Source organism: Micromonospora trifolii (genome assembly GCF_050516465.1).
GTDB lineage: Bacteria > Actinomycetota > Actinomycetes > Mycobacteriales > Micromonosporaceae > Micromonospora > Micromonospora trifolii.
This window is the reverse complement of sequence record NZ_CP191526.1, coordinates 3356160-3373366: the sequence shown is the minus strand read 5'-3', so window position 1 is coordinate 3373366 and position 17207 is coordinate 3356160. Positions and strand designations below refer to the sequence as shown.

The window sequence follows — 17207 nt, the reverse complement described above, 5'->3', positions numbered from 1 at the left end:
ACCGTCCGTCTACGTGCCCTCCTCGTGCTCTCCGCCGTGGCCGCCGCGGCTGTCGTGGTGGTGGCCGACGGGCCGGCGCATGCCGCCACGCTGCCGACCGGCGCCGTCTCGCTGGAGGCGGTCAACCAGGCCGGACGGTACGTGCGGCACATCGACTATCTCGGTCAACTCGACCCGGTGACCTCCAGCAGCGCCAACCAGACCAAGCTCGATGCCACCTTCACCGTGGTCAACGGCCTGGCGTCGCCGACCTGCTACTCGTTCCAGACCAGGACAGGCATGTTCCTGCGGCACCGCGACTACCGGCTCCGGGTCGACCCGAACACCGGCGACGCGGCGTTCCGGGCCGACGCCACCTTCTGCGCCGTGGAGGGCTCGGTCAGCGGATCGGTAGCGCTCGTCTCGTACAACTACCCGAGCCGGCGGATCCGGCACCGCGACTTCGCGCTCTGGCTCGACGCCTACCAGGACACGGCCGCGTTCCGTGCCGACAGCGCCTTCCGCCTCGTCGCGCCCTGGGTCCCCAGGACCACCAAGGGACCGGTGATCCCGGGTCTCTTCGCCGACCCGCACATCACCGCGTTCAACGGCCGCTACTACCTCTACCCGACCACCGACGGCTACGCGAGCTGGGCCGGCACCTACTACAAGGCGTTCTCCTCCACCGATCTGGTCAATTGGACCGACCACGGCGTCATCCTCGACCACGGTCCGGACGTGTCCTGGGCGGACAACTCGGCCTGGGCGCCGGCGGTGGCCAGCGCCAACGGCCGCTACTACCTGTACTTCAGCGGTGGCCCGGCCAGCGGCAACACGGCCAAACAGCTAGGCGTGGCGGTGGCCGACAGCCCCACCGGGCCCTTCCGTGACGCGCTCGGACGACCGCTCATCCGCAGCGACCAGTTCTCCGGCGGGCAGACGATCGACCCCATGGTGTTCACCGACGACGACGGGCAGTCCTATCTGTACTGGGGGCAGGGCGTCGCGCGGGCGGTGCGGTTGAACGCCGACATGGTCTCCTTCGACGCGGCGCAGACGCGGGTCGTCACTCCGTCGGGCTACAACGAGGCGCCGTTCGTGTTCAAGCGCAACGGTCTGTACTACTTCATGTGGTCGGAGAACGACACGCGCAGCGAGGACTACCGGGTCGCCTACGCCACCGGCTCCTCACCCCTCGGGCCGTGGACCAGGCGCGGCGTGGTGCTGCAGAAGCGCCTCGACGTCGGCATAAAGGGCACCGGTCACCACTCCGTGGTCCGGGCGCCCGGCAGCGACACCTGGTACATCGCCTACCACCGCTTCGCCGTGCCGGCCGGCAACGGCACCAACCGCGAGACCGCCATCGACCGGATGGAGTTCAGCACCGACGGCACCATCCGGCCCGTCGTACCGACGCTGTAGCTGACTGGTAAGTCCCTGCGCGAAGGAGAGAGACACATGTCGAGAGTCCTCGCCCGGCTCTGCGCGGTTGCGGTGGCCGCGAGCCTGTTGTTCACCACCTGGTCGGCGGCTACACCGAAGGAGGCGGCCGCGCTCGACCCGACAGTCGGCTACCTGATGGCGCACTTCACCGGTGAGTCGTCCACCGACCAGCAGATCTACCTCGCCCACAGCACCGACGGCCTACGCTGGACCGACCTCAACAACGGTGGGCTCGTGCTGCGGTCCACCGTCGGCACCCGCGGCGTCCGCGACCCCGCCCTGGTCCGCTCGCCGGCCGGCGACCGGTACTGGATCATCGCCACCGACCTGTGCATCGGCTGCGGTCAGGACTGGTCGACCGCGATCAACAACGGCAGCCGCAACCTCGTCGTGTGGGAGTCCACCGACCTGGTCAACTGGTCGGCACCGTGGCTGCTGAACGTCGCCGGCGCGATCCCAGACGGACGCAACGCCTGGGCTCCGGAGGCGATCTGGAACCCGGCCACCGGCGACTACGTCCTCTACTGGGCGACGAACGTCCCGCTCAACGGCGCGACCAAGCACCGCATCTACTACGCGCGCACGGCGAACTTCCGCAGCGTCACCACCCCGCAGGTCTTCGTGAACCGGCCGGGAAACCAGGAGATCATCGACACTCAGATCGTCGAGGTGCCGGCCGGAGTCGGCGCCTACCGCTACGTCCGGGCCTCCCGGGACGGCCAGATTGCCATCGAAGGCAGTAACTCCATTCTCGGCACCTGGACCAGCCTCGGAAACCTCTCCGGCATCGGGCTGACCGGGGCGCAGGTCGAGGGCCCGATGTGGATGAAGATGAACACCCGCAACGAGTGGGTCCTCTACCTTGACCAGTACTCCAGCGGACGTGGGTACCTGCCGGTCCTGACCACCGACCCGTCGAGCCCGGGCAGCTACCGGCTCCCGGCGTCCGGCTCGTACGCCATGGGCGGCACCAAGAAACGGCACGGTTCGATTCTCAACCTGACCGCTGCCGAACAGAACCGGGTGCTCGCCCGCTGGCCCGCCACCGCGGTCAACCGGATCCAGTCGTACAACTTCCAGGACCGGTACGTGCGGCACTACGACTACGACGTCCGCATCGACCCGAACGTCAGCCCCGCCCAGGACGGCCAGTGGCGGGTGGTGCCCGGGCTGGTCGGCTCCGGCACAGTCTCCATCCAGTCGGTCAACTACCCGGGCTACTACCTGCGCCACTACGGGTTCGACTTCCGGTTGGAAGCCAACGACGGCACCGCCACCTTCGCGGGCGACGCCACCTTCCGGCAGGTCGCCGGCCTCGCCAACTCCTCGTGGACGTCGTTCCAGTCCTACAGCCACCCGGACCGCTACCTCCGGCACTACAGCTATCTGCTCCGGCTCGACCCGGTGTCCGACGCGCAGAGCCGTGCCGACGCCACCTTCCGTGTGACCAGCTGAACCTGGTCCTTCTTCAAGGAGTTCCGACTGTGGCACTACATCGACGGGTGCTCTCCGCCCTGGTGGCCGCGCTGACGGCGATGGCTGGCATCGTCGTCGTCGCGTCGTCGCCGGCCACCGCCGCCACCAACCAGTTCCGAGGCATGAACTGGGCCATGTTGGGTGACAACTTCAAGACCAGCCCACTCGTCGTGCAGGGCCTCAGCTCGTCCGACAGCAACGCGACGGTGCGGGCCAAGGCCAATGCCCTCTACGACGACATGGCGTCCACCATGGGGGTCAACACCGTCCGGCTGCCCATCAACACCCACACGGTGGGGACGGCCTGGTGGGAGGCGTACCGAGGCGCCATCGACGCGGCCACCGCTCGCGGCTTCAAGGTCATCCTCGCCTACTGGGAGGACGGCGCCGCCTCCGGCGGCAGGATCACGAACCTCGCCGCGTGGAACGCGATGTGGTCCACCGTGACCAACACGTACGGCACGAACACCAACGTCTACTTCGAGCCGATGAACGAGCCGCACGGCTACAGCTCGGCCGAGTGGCGCAACGTCGCGGCGAACTGGCTCACCTACCACTACTCGGCGGTGCCCGGCCGGGTGCTGATCGGCGGCACCGGCTTCAGCCAGGACCTGCGCGACATCTGCAACGACAGCCGCTTCAACTCGACGCTGCTGTCCTTCCACTACTACGCCTTCTTCTACGGCGCGATGACCTACGACGCCTTCCGCAGCCACATCCAGGCCCGCCTCGGCAACTGCGCCTCCCGCGCGGTCGCCACCGAGTTCGGCGCACCCATGAACGACGGCCGTAACTACGCCGACGCGGGCAGCACCGACAACTTCGTGCGCTACATCCGCGCCATGGCCCAGGTCATGCGCGACAACCAGATGGGCGGCACCTACTGGCCCGCCCTCGGTGGCAAGACCGGCACCATCGGCTACGACTGGTACTCGATGTTCGCCCTCACCGGCAGCGGCACCGACCTCAACCTGACCGTCCGCAACACCTCCGGCGCGGACCGGATCCGGTACGCGTGGGGCGACACCGTCGACGGTGGCCCGACCACGCCGCCGCCGTCGACGGGAACGTACTACCGGATCGATGTGCGGCACAGCGGCAAGACCATGGACGTCCAGCAGCCGAACACCGACAACGGTGCGCGCGTCGGCCAGTACACGTACGGCGGTAGCGCGTGGCAGCAGTGGCAGTTCCAGGACGCCGGCAGCGGCTACTGGCGCATCATCAGCCGGCACAGCGGAAAGTGCCTCGACGTCGTGAGCGCATCGACCGCCGACGGCGCCGAACTCGTCCAGTACACCTGCGGCACCGGCACGAACCAGCAGTTCCAGATGGTTTCCAACGGCGGCTACTTCCAGCTTCGGGCACGACACAGCAGCAAGTGCGTGGACGTACCGGCCGCGTCGACCGCGGACGGGGTGGTCCTCAAGCAGTATTCGTGCAACAGCGGCACCAACCAGCAATGGTCGCGCACCACCGTCTGACGGTCGTTCCGATGTAACGACCGATCCACGGTGGCCGTCCCGAGCCGGACAACGACGTTTTGCCTGTCGGCAATCTGTCGTTGTCCGGGCGGCGGGCCGCTCCGTAGCGTCGCGACTACGGACCGATGCCCAGCGGAAGGACCCCTCGTGACCGAACTCGTCGCTGCGCAGCTCGTCGTGAACAGCAGAATGATCTACTTCGGGTGGCTGCCGGCGGACCCCGACGCGGTGGCCGCCCTGGTGCCCGACGGGCTCAAGCCGGCACCGAACCACCAGGTCTTCATGAACCAGTACGTCGTCGACGACGCCGGGCAGACCTCTGGCTTCGGCGCCTACTCCCTGACGTACATCGGGCCGGACCTCTCCGGGGTCGACGCTCCCGACGGTGTCACGCCCGGCCGCTGGTGGACGCACTACGTCAACTCCAGTCCGGTCGTCCGGGCGTACGCCGCCGCCCGGGGCGTGCCGGCTACCCCGGGAAGGACCACCATCGAGGTACGGGGACACCGGCTGATCGCGACCACCGAGGCGGACGGCGTACCCGTGATCAGGACGACGGCCCGCGTCGGACGCACCGGCGACGCCGTCAACCGGGGCCAGTTGCGCTATCTCACCCGGCTCGACGGCAGGCTGCTCAGTGGCAACTACCCGTTCGTGGCGGAGCCGGTCGACCCGTTCGAGGTCGAGTCGCTGGAGTTCCTCGAACCCGACCATCCGGTCTACGCGCTGCGTCCGGCCGACCCACTGGAGATCGTCTGGGGCTTCTACTCACCACGCGCGTCGTTCGCCTATCCGGGTGGCGAGTCGGTACTCGACTGAGCCCGTTACCTGACCTCTGAAGGTCTCCAAAAGACGATCGGCGGCGTGGGGATCGGCGCGCCGGCGGTGACAACGTCTGCGCTGTCACCGCCGGCGGGGCCTCTATCCAGCGGCAGTTACGGCAGCGGACGGCCGAGGCGGGCACAGGTAGGGGTTCCGTAGGTTCCGCCCGTGTAGGCGGGGAACTTCAGGGATGCGCGTGACTGCGGCCCGAACTGGCCGTCCGCGCTGATGCCCGCCTTGCCCTGGGCGAACTTCAGCGCGTTGAAGGTCAATTGGCCGAACGCCCCGTCATCGTTGAGCAGCGTCTTGCCGGCGGGTGCGAGGTAGCAGTCGTTCAGAGCCCACTGGAGCGCCACCGTGCCCGCCCCGCCGTCACCCCAGACCAGCGAGCACGGCAGGACGCCGTACTTGCCGACCGGCGCGGCGACCCGATAACCCGCCTGGTTGCTGACGACGTCGTAGGACTCGCATTCCGGCTGACTGCGAGCGTGGGCGGGGCTGGCGGCGACGAGCGTGCCCGCGAACACGGTCATGAACAACGCGAGCAGTGCTGCCAAACGCTTCATCGAGTTCTCCTTCATCGCAGTGTCGTCCGGTGCCCGGGGCCCCCGTCGGACTGCTCCCCGGGCAGTCGGACACCTCGGCGGACACCCACCGCACGGCTCGTGTCCTGGAGTCAGGCTGGTTCGGGGCGAGGTTGTCCGACAGGGCGGCGGCACCGGACAAACAACGTCGGACAATCCTGTGGACGTCTGCGCAGCTCAGTCAGCGGCTCAGCGGTGCGCCGCAGGAGGGGTCGTACCGCTCTGACGGGAGGTGCGTCGCCCACCCCTGCCGGGTGATCTCACGCTGCGTCATGATCCGCTCACGAAATGTGTCGAGGTCGTGGCCGGCGGGCAGCAGGTAACGACCGTCCCGCTTGAGCGGGGGAGCAATCAGCTGGGCCTGGCGTTGCGCTACCGTCAAGGCGCGCGCCTCGGCGTCGATCAGTCCGCGTCCGCCGGTCGTCGATGCCCGCAGGACCCCACCAAATCCAAGGAGAACCCGATGCCGGAGCCTGAACCCGCCCAAGACGACCCCGCGGTGGCTGCCGACACCTCGACAACGGCCGAGGCCGAGGCCGAGGCCGAGGCGCCGGCCGTTCCCACGAATCGGGCTGCCCGACGCGCGAAGGGCAAGGTCGCCTCGCCTCAACCGCATGGAAAGGGTCAGCACCTCGGCGGCCGCGGCTCGGTCCAGAGCCCTCGCCAGTATGGCAACCGCCGTAGCGGTTGATCAGCAGATCCCACTGCGGCGCTCAAGATCTCGACCCGGCCGGCCCGGAACCTCTGCGCCGTTTCGGCACCAGTGTCGTTCGTGGTGCGGCGTAAGCCGACCGTGCAAAGTGGAATCCCGAAGCCGGCGTACGTCGGCTTTGTCGTCGACCACAGGTACGGTTTCGGTGCTCGACACGTACGGGCATCGGCGGCACGTCGTCGGGCGGCAGCGGCCAGCCCGGTGGCGACGCACCGTGGGAGGGAGCGATGGTGGCGCAGCGGAGAGCATTGGTGGTTCGGGGCGGTTGGGAGGGGCACCAGCCGGTCAAGGCGACGGAGTTGTTCCTCCCCTTCCTCGAAGGTAGCGGCTACGCCGTACGGGTCGAGGAGTCGACAGAGATCTACGCCGACGCCGCCGAGATGGCAGAGACCGACCTCGTCGTGCAGTGCATGACGATGTCGCAGATCACCGCGGACCAGGTGACCGGCCTCAGCGCGGCGGTCATCGCCGGCACGGGCTTCACCGGCTGGCACGGCGGCATCGTGGACTCGTTCCGCGCGTCATCCGAATACCTGCATCTGGTGGGCGGCCAGTTCGCGACCCATCCGGGCCGGGAGCCCTGTGAGCGTCACGGTGGCCCGGAGGACAACTTCCTACCGCACACGGTGCGCATCACCGACCTCGGCCGGGAGCACCCGATCACCGCGGGCATCGAGGACTTCGACCTGGTCACCGAGCAGTACTGGGTGCTGCACGATGACCTGATCGACGTGCTGGCCGTGACCACCCACCCGACGCAGGCGTGGCATCCGTGGCACCGGCCGGTCACCTCGCCGGCGATCTGGACCCGGCTGTGGGGTGCCGGGCGCATCGTCGTGACGACCCCGGGACACAGCCTCGACGTGCTGGAGCACGCGGATGTCCGTACCGTCATCGAGAGGGGAATGGTGTGGGCGACCCGCACCGCGTCGGCGTCATAGGTCTCGGGGTCATCTCCCGCGCGTACCTGGACACGCTCGCGGACCACCCTGAGGTCAGCATCGTCGCGGTGGCCGACCTCGACGCCTCCAGGTCGGCCGAGGTCGCGGCCACGATCCCCGGAGCCGAGGCGCTGAGCGTCGAGCGCCTGCTCGCCCGCCCGGACTTGCAGACGGTGCTCAACCTCACCATCCCCGCGGCGCATGCCGACATCTCGCTGGGCACGATCGACGCCGGCAAGAACGTGTACGCCGAGAAGCCGCTCGCCGTGACGTTCTCGGACGGCCGGTCGATCATCGATCGAGCAGCGTCGGCCGGCGTCCGCGTCGGCTGCGCGCCGGACACCGTCCTGGGCACGGGTACGCAGACGGCGCGGGCGGCGATGGACGGCGGGCTCATCGGACGGCCCATGTCAGCGTCCGCCGTCATGGTCACTGCGGGGCACGAGCGCTGGCATCCCAACCCCGACTTCTACTACGCCCCGGGCGGCGGCCCGATGCTGGACATGGGGCCGTACTACATCTCGGCGCTCATCCACCTGCTCGGGCCGGTCCGGGCGGTGACCGGAGCCGCCAGCCGCCTGCGCGCCGAGCGCGTCATCGGCTCGGGCCCCCGCGCCGGCCAGCGGATCCCGGTGGGGGTGGACACCCACCTCACCGGCGTACTCGAGCACGCCAATGGTGCGCTCTCCACCATCACGACGAGCTTCGACGCCGTCCGGACGACGGCCGCACCGATCGAGGTGCACGGGGAGGCCGGCACACTCGCCGTACCCGATCCGAACTACTTCGACGGTGAGGTCCGCCTCTTCGCGCTCGGCGGCACCGAATGGCGCGCTCTCGAACCGCTCGCCGGTTACGCCAAGGCTTCCCGGGGCATCGGCCTGATCGACCTGGTCCGGGCCGACGATCAGCGTCCGCCGCGCGCCGACGGAGACGTCGCTCTGCACGTACTCGAAACGATGACCAGCCTGCTCCGGTCGGCGGCGGAAGGCCAGCGGATCGAGCTGACGACGATGGTGGAGCGGCCCGTGCCGGTTCCGCTCACCCCGATCGAGGACTGGAAGGCGTACGACGCGAACGGACGCTGAAGAGGGCCAGACGATGCTCGCGGGTCTGCGGCCCGTACTCGCCGACTCGGAAGCTGTGGTCGCCGTGGGTCAGCAGGCAGTTGACGTTGAAGCTGATCCGCGCTGACGTTGGTGGATGGTCTTCGCGGTCATCGTGGAAGGCCGAAGTGGTGGGTGAGCGAGGCGCGCAGCGAAGGGGCGTCTCCGGCGGACCAGGCGATGAAGCAGTCGGGGCGTACGAGCAATGCGGTCGCTGTCGTGCCCTGCAGTGAGCCGGTGACCACGTCGACCCGGTCTCGCCATGGCGCGGCGATCTCGGCGTAGACGCCCGTGGAGTCCAGCAGCAGCGGCCGGGCGGTGCGGGTCAGCTCGGCGAGGCGTATCGCGCGACCGTCGGCGTGCACGATCACGTCGGGATACCCGTCACACCGTCCGGTACGCCATGCTCAACCCAACGCTGGACCTGCTCGGCGGCTTGGTCAGCAACGGCATGCCCCACAGGGCGAGTCAGCAGGTCACTCAACGCGAACATGTCCAGGACCCGCCCCACATAGGTCCAGTTCTGCACCAGGGGCAGGTCTGCGGGCTGCTGCTCGGCGAAGCCCGCCTGGAAGCCATCCAAGAACCCAGCGGGATAGTCAGCGCCGAACCGGGCCATGTTCGCAGCATCGCCATACGGGCAACCGGAATAACTGAACTCCCAGTCGAGCAGCGCATCCACTCGCCAACCGCCGCCCACCCGAGAGGCCAGAATGTTCTTCGGGTTGATGTCGGCGTGCACCAGCCGACTCTGGCCGTCGATGCCTTCCAGCGCCGTCGCGTGAGCCGCGCACAACGTCACCCAAGCACGACGCGTCTCGCCGTCGAGCCGGCTGTCGGGAACCGCAGCCATACAACCCTCCGCGACCTCCACCAACTGCTGCGACCAGGGGCGCTCCTCCTTGACGGTGAGGTTCCCGTCCACGAAGAAGCCTCGTCGATCGAACGTCACAGCAGCGACTCGCGCGACGACCCGTCCGACCTCGGCCCCCAGATCGCCCGCCTCCAACCGCCCAAGATCGCCTCTGGCGAGCACACCACTCAGCGCGACACCGTCCACATACTCGATGACCATCGCGGGTCGCACCCGCCCGTCTCCGGCGGGCATGACCAACAAGACGTTCGGGACCGGCACGTACCGGCGGGCGACGTCCATGACCCCCGCCTCAATCGTCGGGTCAGTTCCTCCGAACCGGGCAACGACCCGACGGTCAGCAAGCGTGAGAAGGCAGGTCTCGTGAGAGAAACCGCCCGCCAATACGGACGCCGTCACGACTCTGCTACCCAGGGCCGCCGCGATCCCCTCAACTTCCTCGATCTGCATCGGCCCAGTCAATCAAGACACCACGACATCCGAGTCTCGGCGCTCATCCACCTGCTCGAGGACTGGAAGGCGTACCAGGCGTCGTGAGGTGGTCGCGTTGACAGGCGGAAGGGCCGGCCGGCGCCGACAATGGGGGAGTGGCACCCGCCTTCGTCCTGCATCACCACCGCAAACCACGGCCGCACTTCGACCTGCGGCTCGAGGAGGGCGGTGTGCTGCGTTCGTGGGCGGTGCCTCGCGGTCTGCCGGACAGCCCCAGCGATAACCGGCTCGCGATAGCCGTGCCCGACCACGACCTCGATCACCTCACCTACGAGGACGTCGACAAGTCGGTCGCCGACATCGGCACCTGGGAAGAGCACGACCGCACCGACCGCCGGATGCTGTTCACGTTGCACGGCCGCACCGGTCGCCGGCGATACGCGCTCATCCGCACCGGCGAGGGGTGGCTGCTCCACCTGACGAAGGAGCAGCCCCCGAACGAGCTGCGGGAGCCGGAGCCGTTTGTAACCGACCAACCACCTCACCGGCCGGAGCGACCTCGGCGAAGCTGAACAGCACGCGCTGCGTCATGGGCGAACGGTGCCTGAGCTTCAGCCTGTGCAGGCGACCGCGCTACCTCGAAGTGCACCAGGCCCTACTCGACGCGGCTGGCGCGCTCGGCGCCTCGTCTTCCAACCGCAAGGCGTACCGCATCTACCACGAACCGGCTCCGCCTGGCCGCCACGCTTACCGCTATGCCCGCAGACGATCGCCCTTACCCGCCAGACCTCACCGATGATCATCTCGTGTGCTGGCGGGCTAGGTTCATGCCCATGATTCGTTCGTTCTCCTCAGACGACTACGAGGCGGTGTGCGCCGTGTGGACGGCCGCTGGCCGCGAGACGTTGCCGCGCCACGAGATCACCGACCCGTCGCTGATGGTGGTGGCGCAGGACGGTGACCGGGTGTGTGGGGTTGTGATGGGCACCTTCGACGGCCGGCGGGGCTGGATCCTGCGCCTGGCGGTGCATCCGCAGCACCGGCGGCGCGGTGTTGCGACGCGGCTGGTTGCGGAACTCGAGGCGCGCCTGCGCCGCATCGGCTGCCTACGGGCGAACCTGCTGGTGCTGCCGGACAACGCGGCCGGGCTGGCGTTCTGGCAACGGCTGGGCTACCTGCCGTGCCCGGACGTGCTGTGCACCAAGCCACTCGTCTGACGGCGGAGCATGTGGCGCGGCTTCGCGGAGGTGCGGGCGGCAGATGAGATGGCTGGGGACCTTCCCGAACATCTCACCCGCCCGTCTGGACCACGGCTGAGTCGGGGTCGGCGCCGACGGTCAGCGCAGAACGAGCAGATCCAGGACGTCGATCAACGGCCGGGTGGCAGTTCGTGCGGCGGCGTGCAGCCGTTCAAGGCCTTTCGCGTAGGCATCATCGCTGATCAGCTGTAACAAGGTGTGCGCCTCGCGGCGTAGCCCGGTGGCGGCCTCCGGCAGCGAAGGTGCGGAGACCTGCGCGACCGGCTCGAGTCCGGCGGTGGTGAAACCCGAGGTGGCGAACGCGGCCTCGATGGTGGCCACGCTCGGGTAGCTGTCGTTCAGCACGGTGATTGTCTCCGGCCAGAAGCGACACAGGTTGATGCCCTCGTGGCGGCCCGGAAACGCGGAACGGATGAAGACCGGGGCTCCGGGTTTCGCAACCCGGCGGATCTCACGGGCGGCAGCGGGCAGGTCGGGAATGTGGTGCACGACGGTGGAAAGCCAGACCGCATCGATGCTCGCGTCGCCGGCCGGGATGTCGGCGGCGTCGCCGGCGAGAACCGGCGCGACGACAGCACGGTCACGCATCGCGGGGGATGGTTCGACGGCGAGCACGTCAGTGGCGGGCCACCACGTTTGGAACGCCTGTGACCAGCTTCCGGTGCCGCAGCCCAGGTCGAGCAGGCGCATGCCCGGCTGCGGGTCCAAGTACCGGGTGATCGCCTCACGCCATGCACCAAGCGCACCGTCGCCCAGGTGACGGGTCGCCTGGAACGCGGCGGCGTCGGCTTCGTCGTACGCGATGAGCGCCATGCACCAACCCAACCCGGCGGCGATGACGCTGCGCAAGAGCGAAGTGGATCGCTTCACATCACAGTCTCGCCGGCCCTCCTTCGACCTAGCGTGACATCCATGAGCTTCGACAGTGCGGCGCGGGACTTCCTGCGTGACCACGGCGCCGATTCCATCGAGCATCCCGGCGGTACCCTCAACGCGCATCTGTGCCGGGTCGAGCAGCGGCTTGCCGACCTCGGCGCCGGGCCGGACCTGCAACTGGCCGGCCTGACCCATGCGGTCTACGGCACCGACGGGTTCCCCCGCGGCTTGCTGCACTGGTCCGATCGGGATTCGCTGCGGTCGGTCGTGGGGACAGCGGCCGAAACCCTGGTCTACCTGTACGGCGCGTGCGACCGGGACCGCACCTGGCTATCGCTGACCGACACCACCACGGTGTACGACCGCTTCATCGGCCAGCCGTGGCGCCTGGACGCATCGCAGCTCGTGGCATTCGTCGACCTCAGCATCGTCAACGAACTCGACGTCATCGAGCAGAATCCCGCGATGCTCACCGACCACGGCACCTACTTCAATGAGCTGTTCACCCGTTGGGCCCCGGTGGGGTCGCCATCGGTGATAGCGGAAGCCCGGCGTGTCCTCGCCGCCGCGAGGTAGTCGTCCCAACTGTTGCCGGCAAACTGAGCCCATCGGTTGACGGTGTTGGGGTGCATGCCAGCGAAAACAGGGTGGCTACGCCCTGCAGAGTGTTGCAGCGAATGCAATTCATCCTGTTTAACCCTTTCGCTCATCCCCACCTCCCCTGGTGGCTCTGGACGTTCGACTACTGAACCCAGACCTCAGCGGAAACAGATCCGATAGCCGGTGCCCGTGCTGGGGAGAAGGCGCCTTCCGATAGGTCACATACGCTGCTCGAGTGAGCTACGACCTGTACTTCTGGCCGTCCGGGGCAGCAGCGGATCCTCGCCAGCTGGCTGACCGGCTCGCGGACGAGTCGGCAGATGGTCTCGTGCCGGACAACCGCGTCCTCGCTTTCCGTGCCGAGCTGCTACGCCGCTGGCCGGACCTCGCCGACATGATCGCTCCGTGGCATGACGATCTGGGGTGGCGGCAGCCATGGGGCCACACCGATCTCGCCGATCGATTCGTCGGCATGGCTCTGCCTTATGGGTGGGAAGGCATCAGCGCACTCGCTGTTCTGGCCAGTGCCCACGGGCTCGACTCGTACGACCCGCAATCGGATCAGCTGGTGTCGCCCGGGCCGCAGTCGCCGGACGGGGCAGTCCGCGACGGCGTTGCGCGCGTCGAGGGGTGGGTGAACGAGGAACACGTCGTACGGATGCTTCGGCAGATCAGCGCCTATATCGGTTATGCGTATGACGATCTCGACGAGGCAGCACTGACCGGCGCGCTCGATGACACGAACGACGAGACAGCCGACCGCTGGTTCGAGTACCCGCTGTCCGGCACGCCCACGCTGGCAGTCCGACTGGCGCGGTCAACTGGCAGCGCAGTTGTCAGTGTGAACGTCGAAGGCAGCATGGATCTGCTGCTGGCTGCACGAATAGAGACTGTGCTGGACCTGCTGTAGCGCCTTGCCAGGCGTGGCGGCGGCTGGTGTGAACCCGTCCCGTCACCGAAGGGCGGGTACCACCGCCGACTCGACGGGCCTTAGCATCGCCGGCATGGCGACACGGCTTGTTCAGATCAACATGAAGGCTCGGGACGACTCCGCGCTTGGCGGTTTCTGGGCGCAGGTGCTTGGTTGGGGAGTCTCCAGCGAGGGACCCGGCGTGACCAACCTCGAACCCGAGGGCTTCGTCTACCCCGATCCCGTAGCTGTCTGCATCGACCTCATCGTCTCTCCGGAGCCCAAGACGGTGAAGAACCGCGTGCACGTGGACCTCGCCACCACGTCGAAGGCCCACCAGGCGCAGGTGGTCGCGCGCTTGAAGGATCTCGGCGCGACAGCTGCAGAGGTGGGCCAGGGCGACGTGCCATGGACGGTTCTGGCCGACCCGGAGGGCAACGAGTTCTGCGTGTTGGACCCCCGACCGCTCTACCAGGACACCGGGCCGATCGCCGCCGTGGTCGTCGACTGCGCGGATCCGAGAGCCATGGCCCGGTTCTGGAGTGAGGCCACGGACTGGACCCTGCACGAGGTGACCGACCAGGGAGCGAGACTGCGCTCAGCCGAGGGCGTCGGCCCCTATCTGGAGTTCGTCCGTACGCCTGACGTGAAGAGCGGGTGGAACCGCGTTCATCTCGACGTCCGTCCGTACCCCGGTGACGACCTCGAGGCCGAGGCGGTCAGGCTGCGGAGTCTCGGCGCGACCCCCATCGACCTGGGTAAGGACGTCCCGTGGAGGGTGCTCGCCGACCCGGAGGGCAACGAGTTCTGCCTCCTCACCCCGAGCTGACCCCAACCCCCGTCGATCGCTCACCACAGCACGCCGAGGGGTTGGTGCGGCTGACGCTCCGTTGGTCGGGAGTGTGCCTGAGCTTCCATGGTGGGGGCGTGAACCTGAAGGAGTGGGCGGCGGGGACCGGGGTCTCGTATGCGACCTTGCGGGTATCCGGCCAGCAGTTCTGCGGGCAGCCGTCCGGTGATCCCGCAGATCTCGGCTCCGTCGCGCAGCGCGCCGTCGGCGTCCAGCGCCGGGATCCAGCCGGTCGCGGCGCGGATCGCGTCGCGGACCGGTTCGGTGATCGCGACGTCGACGGAGAATCAGGCGTTGACGGCCTGTTCGCGCAGGCTGCGGATGTGTGCCAGGAACCCGTGCGTGCAGCCGGCCGAGTCCGACCGCACGAGAATCTGCGTGCCGTGGCGGTAGGCGTCGGGGATCTGGGCCAAGGCCTGGTCGAGAACGGTGATGTGGTCGGCGGTGGTGTTCGACCCCGCCCGGCCCTCCCGCAGCAGCCCGGACTACGCCTCACGGGTTCCGTCGAAAAATGGGGGAGGGGCTCTCCTTGCGGTCAGTGCTGTGCCGCGAACATGTCTTCGATCGCCTTGATGACGAGGTCGGGGCGATCTGTCGGGATCTCGTGGGAGGTGCCCTCGGCGGTGACGAGCTTGCGGTTGGGGGCTTCCTTGGCGAACGAGGCGGCGGCGTCGCGCCAGCGCTGGGCGTCCTCGGGAGACCCGGCAAAGGGGGTCTTCTCCGACACCATGACCGTGGCCGGCACGGAGGCGGGCCACTTCACCTTGTGGAAGGTCTGGTGGGCGGCGGCGAAGCCTTCCGCGGTGGAGATGAGCTGGCGGTTCGCAGGCTTCTCGGGATCCTTCTTCGCCACGTCGACGTCCGGCTGGCCCGCGGCCACGAGGCGGGGTATTTGCTCGTCGGTGAAGAACTGGGGGAGGTTGGCGTCGACGAGGACCGCGCCGGAGAGCATCTCCGGGTTGTCCTGGGCAAGGTTGTTCGCGATCTCGCCGGCCTGGGAGTGGGACACCAGGGTTACGTCCGTGGTGACGCCGAGCTGCTTGAGACCTGCCTTGAGGTCGCTGACTGCGCTCTCGACCTTCCACGCGCCGGGCACCACGTCGCTCTCGCCGAGGCCGGCCCGGTCGTAGGTGATGACGGTGGCGCCGGTGGCCGCGTGAAGCTTGGGGGCGATGTTATTCCACTGCGAGGAGTACTCGCCGCCGCCGGAGTCCAGGACGATGGTGGAACCGCTGCCCTGCGTGACGTAGAAGGCCAGGCGATGTCCTCCGTTGTTGACCATGTGCAGCTTCGCTGCGGCCGCCCGGCTGGTCGACGGCGAGGCGGACGATGTGGGGGGTTTCGAGGTCGAGGAGGTGGCGGACGAACCGTCGTCGCCACACGCCGTGACGCCACCGGCAGCCAGGGTCAGCACGGCGAGAGACGACAGAACGCGATACGTGGACCGGTGCTTGCGGTGCTTGCGGGGGGTGCGGGACATGAGGATCCTTTGACGGAAGAGGGTGCTGCTGTACCTGTCCAAGCATTCGGGATCCTGGTCGCTTACGTGATCCGGCTGGCATATCTGTTGGTGATGAAGCTGACGCCAGTGAGCACCATGGGGTTAGCCCCCGGGCCCGGCTGATCGAAGCCGCCGCCGACACCGCCCGCCGCCGCTTCGGCGCCGCCGCCGTCATGCCCGCCACCCTCGCCACCCGCCGCACCCCGTAGACCGGAACCTGATGACAGGCACTGCACGGTTTCCAGGAAGGGGCGTCTTCTTTGGGTCATGCCCGGACCGCCGCTGCCTCAATACAGCAAGGGCGTCGCTGAACGCGCTGGTCAACCCGGTGGCATCGGCGACATCCGCGAGGAGCCGCATGCCGGCACGGCCAACCAAGCCCCGCCCGTCACCGCTGACAACGATCTTCGGACGCGCTGAGGTAGCCTGCAATCAGGAAAGTGCCTTCTGTGGCGGGTGATTTGGGCCTTAGACAAGCCAGATCTTCCCAGATCAGAGGGCACTTCGTCTTTCTCGATCCACAATGCGGGCAACCCTTAACGAAGGGCCAAGGCTAGGACTTGAAAGAATGACCTCGCTGCGATATCGAAGGGCACCCACCGGATTGGGGCAACGGCCCTGTTGCGGCGAAAAGCGGCAGTTCGTGGTCGCAGTGAGGTCCCATCGGAGACGTTGGCTTTAGGGCAAACACCCCTCTATGGTGGGGGCATGCCGCCGGTGACCCTCCGCTCGCCCGCCGCCACCGAGGTGGCGGTGGGCGGTGCTGTGCGCGTGCCGACGGCGACCCGCCCCAAGGCCGACATGCGGGTGCCGGTGGTCCGCGCGCCGCACACCGTGCCCACGCACACAATGTCGAGCCCGATGCAAACCGGCCGAGGCCCACCTGCGGAATCGTTGCATACCCAGAACGACCGCCAGGGCGAAGCTATCCAAGCTTCGGCCCTTTTTGTTTTTCCCACCCATTCCCCTGGAAAGGTAAACCATGAGCGTCGATAATCGTCGTACTCTCGACCAGAGTTGGCTGGCTGACCTGCGAGCGTCCCTGGCGGACGACTTCGCCACCCAGACGGCTCGGCTGCGGGAACTGACCGAGCTCAACGCGGACACCGGCGACCCCGGCGAGGCCCACAACCAGGCGGCGCTGCTGCTGGCCACCCGCCAGAACATCGAGCAGATCACCGGTGCGCTGAACCGGATCAGCGATGGCACCTACGGTGCCTGCCAGAGGTGTGGCCAGAGCATCCCGGCCGAGCGACTCGAAATCCTGCCGCACGCTCGCTTCTGCGTGCCCTGCCAGGAGAAGCAGAACAGGTGACGCCCGGTGGCTGCCGTGCCGTGGGCACGGCAGCCACACCGGC

The 17207-nt window shown here is 68.1% G+C and carries 18 protein-coding genes and 2 pseudogenes; 12 read left to right on the top strand and 8 right to left on the bottom strand.

All coding sequences use genetic code 11. The annotated features are described in order from the left end of the window. Nucleotides 1-24: 24 nt before the first annotated feature. The 4 genes from ACQRWP_RS15400 (at nt 25) to ACQRWP_RS15385 (ending at nt 5201) form a co-directional block, all read left to right on the top strand. Nucleotides 25-1401, top strand: a complete 1377-nt coding sequence (locus tag ACQRWP_RS15400; RefSeq protein WP_430502918.1) for a family 43 glycosylhydrolase — start codon at nt 25-27, stop codon at nt 1399-1401. A gap of 36 nt (nt 1402-1437) precedes the next feature. After that, nucleotides 1438-2877 (top strand): glycoside hydrolase family 43 protein, encoded by a 1440-nt coding sequence (locus ACQRWP_RS15395; RefSeq protein ID WP_430502917.1) that lies wholly within the window; start codon nt 1438-1440, stop codon nt 2875-2877. Between the two features lie 29 nt (nt 2878-2906). Next, entirely contained in the window at nt 2907-4382 is a 1476-nt protein-coding gene (locus tag ACQRWP_RS15390) for an RICIN domain-containing protein (protein WP_430502916.1), read from the top strand. A 147-nt stretch (nt 4383-4529) separates the two neighbouring features. Continuing rightward, complete coding sequence (locus tag ACQRWP_RS15385) at nt 4530-5201, top strand: hypothetical protein (protein WP_430502915.1); 672 nt, start codon at nt 4530-4532, stop codon at nt 5199-5201. Nucleotides 5202-5317: 116 nt separating this feature from the next. Here ACQRWP_RS15385 and ACQRWP_RS15380 read toward each other — a convergent pair whose 3' ends face one another. Both ACQRWP_RS15380 and ACQRWP_RS15375 read right to left on the bottom strand, forming a co-directional pair. Beyond that, nucleotides 5318-5785, bottom strand: coding sequence for a peptidoglycan-binding domain-containing protein (locus tag ACQRWP_RS15380; RefSeq protein ID WP_430502914.1), 468 nt, complete (start codon nt 5783-5785; stop codon nt 5318-5320). Nucleotides 5786-5969: 184 nt separating this feature from the next. Next, nucleotides 5970-6170 carry a hypothetical protein gene (locus ACQRWP_RS15375; protein WP_430502913.1) on the bottom strand — a complete coding sequence of 67 codons (201 nt, stop codon included), beginning with the start codon at nt 6168-6170 and terminating at the stop codon, nt 5970-5972. Nucleotides 6171-6727: 557 nt separating this feature from the next. Here ACQRWP_RS15375 and ACQRWP_RS15370 point away from each other — a divergent pair. Continuing rightward, entirely contained in the window at nt 6728-7441 is a 714-nt protein-coding gene (locus ACQRWP_RS15370; RefSeq protein ID WP_430502912.1) for a ThuA domain-containing protein, read from the top strand. Continuing rightward, nucleotides 7411-8529: a Gfo/Idh/MocA family protein gene (locus ACQRWP_RS15365; RefSeq protein WP_430502911.1), complete on the top strand. Its 1119-nt coding sequence runs from the start codon at nt 7411-7413 to the stop codon at nt 8527-8529. Before ACQRWP_RS15370 ends, ACQRWP_RS15365 begins: the two co-directional genes overlap by 31 nt. A 128-nt stretch (nt 8530-8657) precedes the next feature. Here the strand turns inward: ACQRWP_RS15365 and ACQRWP_RS15360 are convergent, their stop codons facing one another. Further along, nucleotides 8658-8918 carry a hypothetical protein gene (locus tag ACQRWP_RS15360; protein WP_430502910.1) on the bottom strand — a complete coding sequence of 87 codons (261 nt, stop codon included), beginning with the start codon at nt 8916-8918 and terminating at the stop codon, nt 8658-8660. Continuing rightward, nucleotides 8915-9871 carry a phosphotransferase gene (locus tag ACQRWP_RS15355; protein ID WP_430502909.1) on the bottom strand — a complete coding sequence of 319 codons (957 nt, stop codon included), beginning with the start codon at nt 9869-9871 and terminating at the stop codon, nt 8915-8917. The genes ACQRWP_RS15360 and ACQRWP_RS15355 overlap by 4 nt, the downstream gene beginning before the upstream one ends. Nucleotides 9872-10008: 137 nt before the next feature. Here ACQRWP_RS15355 and ACQRWP_RS15350 point away from each other — a divergent pair, with 137 nt between their 5' ends. Next, complete coding sequence (locus ACQRWP_RS15350; protein WP_430502908.1) at nt 10009-10425, top strand: DNA polymerase ligase N-terminal domain-containing protein; 417 nt, start codon at nt 10009-10011, stop codon at nt 10423-10425. Between the two features lie 183 nt (nt 10426-10608). Continuing rightward, nucleotides 10609-11070 carry a GNAT family N-acetyltransferase gene (locus ACQRWP_RS15345; protein ID WP_430502907.1) on the top strand — a complete coding sequence of 154 codons (462 nt, stop codon included), beginning with the start codon at nt 10609-10611 and terminating at the stop codon, nt 11068-11070. A 120-nt stretch (nt 11071-11190) separates the two neighbouring features. Here ACQRWP_RS15345 and ACQRWP_RS15340 read toward each other — a convergent pair whose 3' ends face one another. Continuing rightward, a complete protein-coding gene (locus ACQRWP_RS15340; protein ID WP_430503205.1) occupies nt 11191-11925 on the bottom strand; it encodes a class I SAM-dependent methyltransferase in 735 nt (244 codons plus the stop codon). Between the two features lie 99 nt (nt 11926-12024). On the opposite strand from ACQRWP_RS15340, the gene ACQRWP_RS15335 reads away from it, so the two are divergent. From ACQRWP_RS15335 to ACQRWP_RS15325, 3 genes are all read left to right on the top strand, one after another. Then, nucleotides 12025-12564: a DUF6817 domain-containing protein gene (locus tag ACQRWP_RS15335; protein ID WP_430502906.1), complete on the top strand. Its 540-nt coding sequence runs from the start codon at nt 12025-12027 to the stop codon at nt 12562-12564. Between the two features lie 259 nt (nt 12565-12823). Then, nucleotides 12824-13498, top strand: a complete 675-nt coding sequence (locus ACQRWP_RS15330) for a hypothetical protein (RefSeq protein ID WP_430502905.1) — start codon at nt 12824-12826, stop codon at nt 13496-13498. Between the two features lie 94 nt (nt 13499-13592). Further along, on the top strand, nt 13593-14327 hold the full coding sequence (locus ACQRWP_RS15325; RefSeq protein ID WP_430502904.1) for a VOC family protein: 735 nt from the start codon (nt 13593-13595) through the stop codon (nt 14325-14327). Between the two features lie 143 nt (nt 14328-14470). Here ACQRWP_RS15325 and ACQRWP_RS15320 read toward each other — a convergent pair. The 3 genes and pseudogenes from ACQRWP_RS15320 to ACQRWP_RS15310 form a co-directional block, all read right to left on the bottom strand. Further along, a pseudogene (locus ACQRWP_RS15320) lies at nt 14471-14860 on the bottom strand (IS1380 family transposase); the annotation flags it as partial. Nucleotides 14861-14883: 23 nt separating this feature from the next. Next, complete coding sequence (locus ACQRWP_RS15315; RefSeq protein WP_430502903.1) at nt 14884-15828, bottom strand: alpha/beta fold hydrolase; 945 nt, start codon at nt 15826-15828, stop codon at nt 14884-14886. Nucleotides 15829-16110: 282 nt separating this feature from the next. Beyond that, nucleotides 16111-16281, bottom strand: a pseudogene (locus ACQRWP_RS15310) (IS1380 family transposase); the annotation flags it as partial. A gap of 550 nt (nt 16282-16831) precedes the next feature. Between ACQRWP_RS15310 and ACQRWP_RS15305 the strand changes: the two are divergent. Then, entirely contained in the window at nt 16832-17164 is a 333-nt protein-coding gene (locus ACQRWP_RS15305; RefSeq protein ID WP_430502902.1) for a TraR/DksA family transcriptional regulator, read from the top strand. Nucleotides 17165-17207: the final 43 nt, after the last annotated feature.

Excerpts from the sequence above, each read along its gene's own strand:
- ACQRWP_RS15325 (WP_430502904.1), top strand. The coding sequence starts at position 13,593 with ATGGCGACACGGCTTGTTCAGATCAACATGAAGGCTCGGGACGACTCC.
- ACQRWP_RS15345 (WP_430502907.1), top strand. The coding sequence starts at position 10,609 with ATGCCCGCAGACGATCGCCCTTACCCGCCAGACCTCACCGATGATCAT.
- ACQRWP_RS15370 (WP_430502912.1), top strand. The coding sequence starts at position 6,728 with ATGGTGGCGCAGCGGAGAGCATTGGTGGTTCGGGGCGGTTGGGAGGGG.
- ACQRWP_RS15395 (WP_430502917.1), top strand. The coding sequence starts at position 1,438 with ATGTCGAGAGTCCTCGCCCGGCTCTGCGCGGTTGCGGTGGCCGCGAGC.
- ACQRWP_RS15335 (WP_430502906.1), top strand. The coding sequence starts at position 12,025 with ATGAGCTTCGACAGTGCGGCGCGGGACTTCCTGCGTGACCACGGCGCC.
- ACQRWP_RS15355 (WP_430502909.1), bottom strand. The coding sequence starts at position 9,871 with ATGCAGATCGAGGAAGTTGAGGGGATCGCGGCGGCCCTGGGTAGCAGA.
- ACQRWP_RS15315 (WP_430502903.1), bottom strand. The coding sequence starts at position 15,828 with ATGTCCCGCACCCCCCGCAAGCACCGCAAGCACCGGTCCACGTATCGC.
- ACQRWP_RS15340 (WP_430503205.1), bottom strand. The coding sequence starts at position 11,925 with ATGGCGCTCATCGCGTACGACGAAGCCGACGCCGCCGCGTTCCAGGCG.
- ACQRWP_RS15380 (WP_430502914.1), bottom strand. The coding sequence starts at position 5,785 with ATGAAGGAGAACTCGATGAAGCGTTTGGCAGCACTGCTCGCGTTGTTC.
- ACQRWP_RS15305 (WP_430502902.1), top strand. The coding sequence starts at position 16,832 with ATGAGCGTCGATAATCGTCGTACTCTCGACCAGAGTTGGCTGGCTGAC.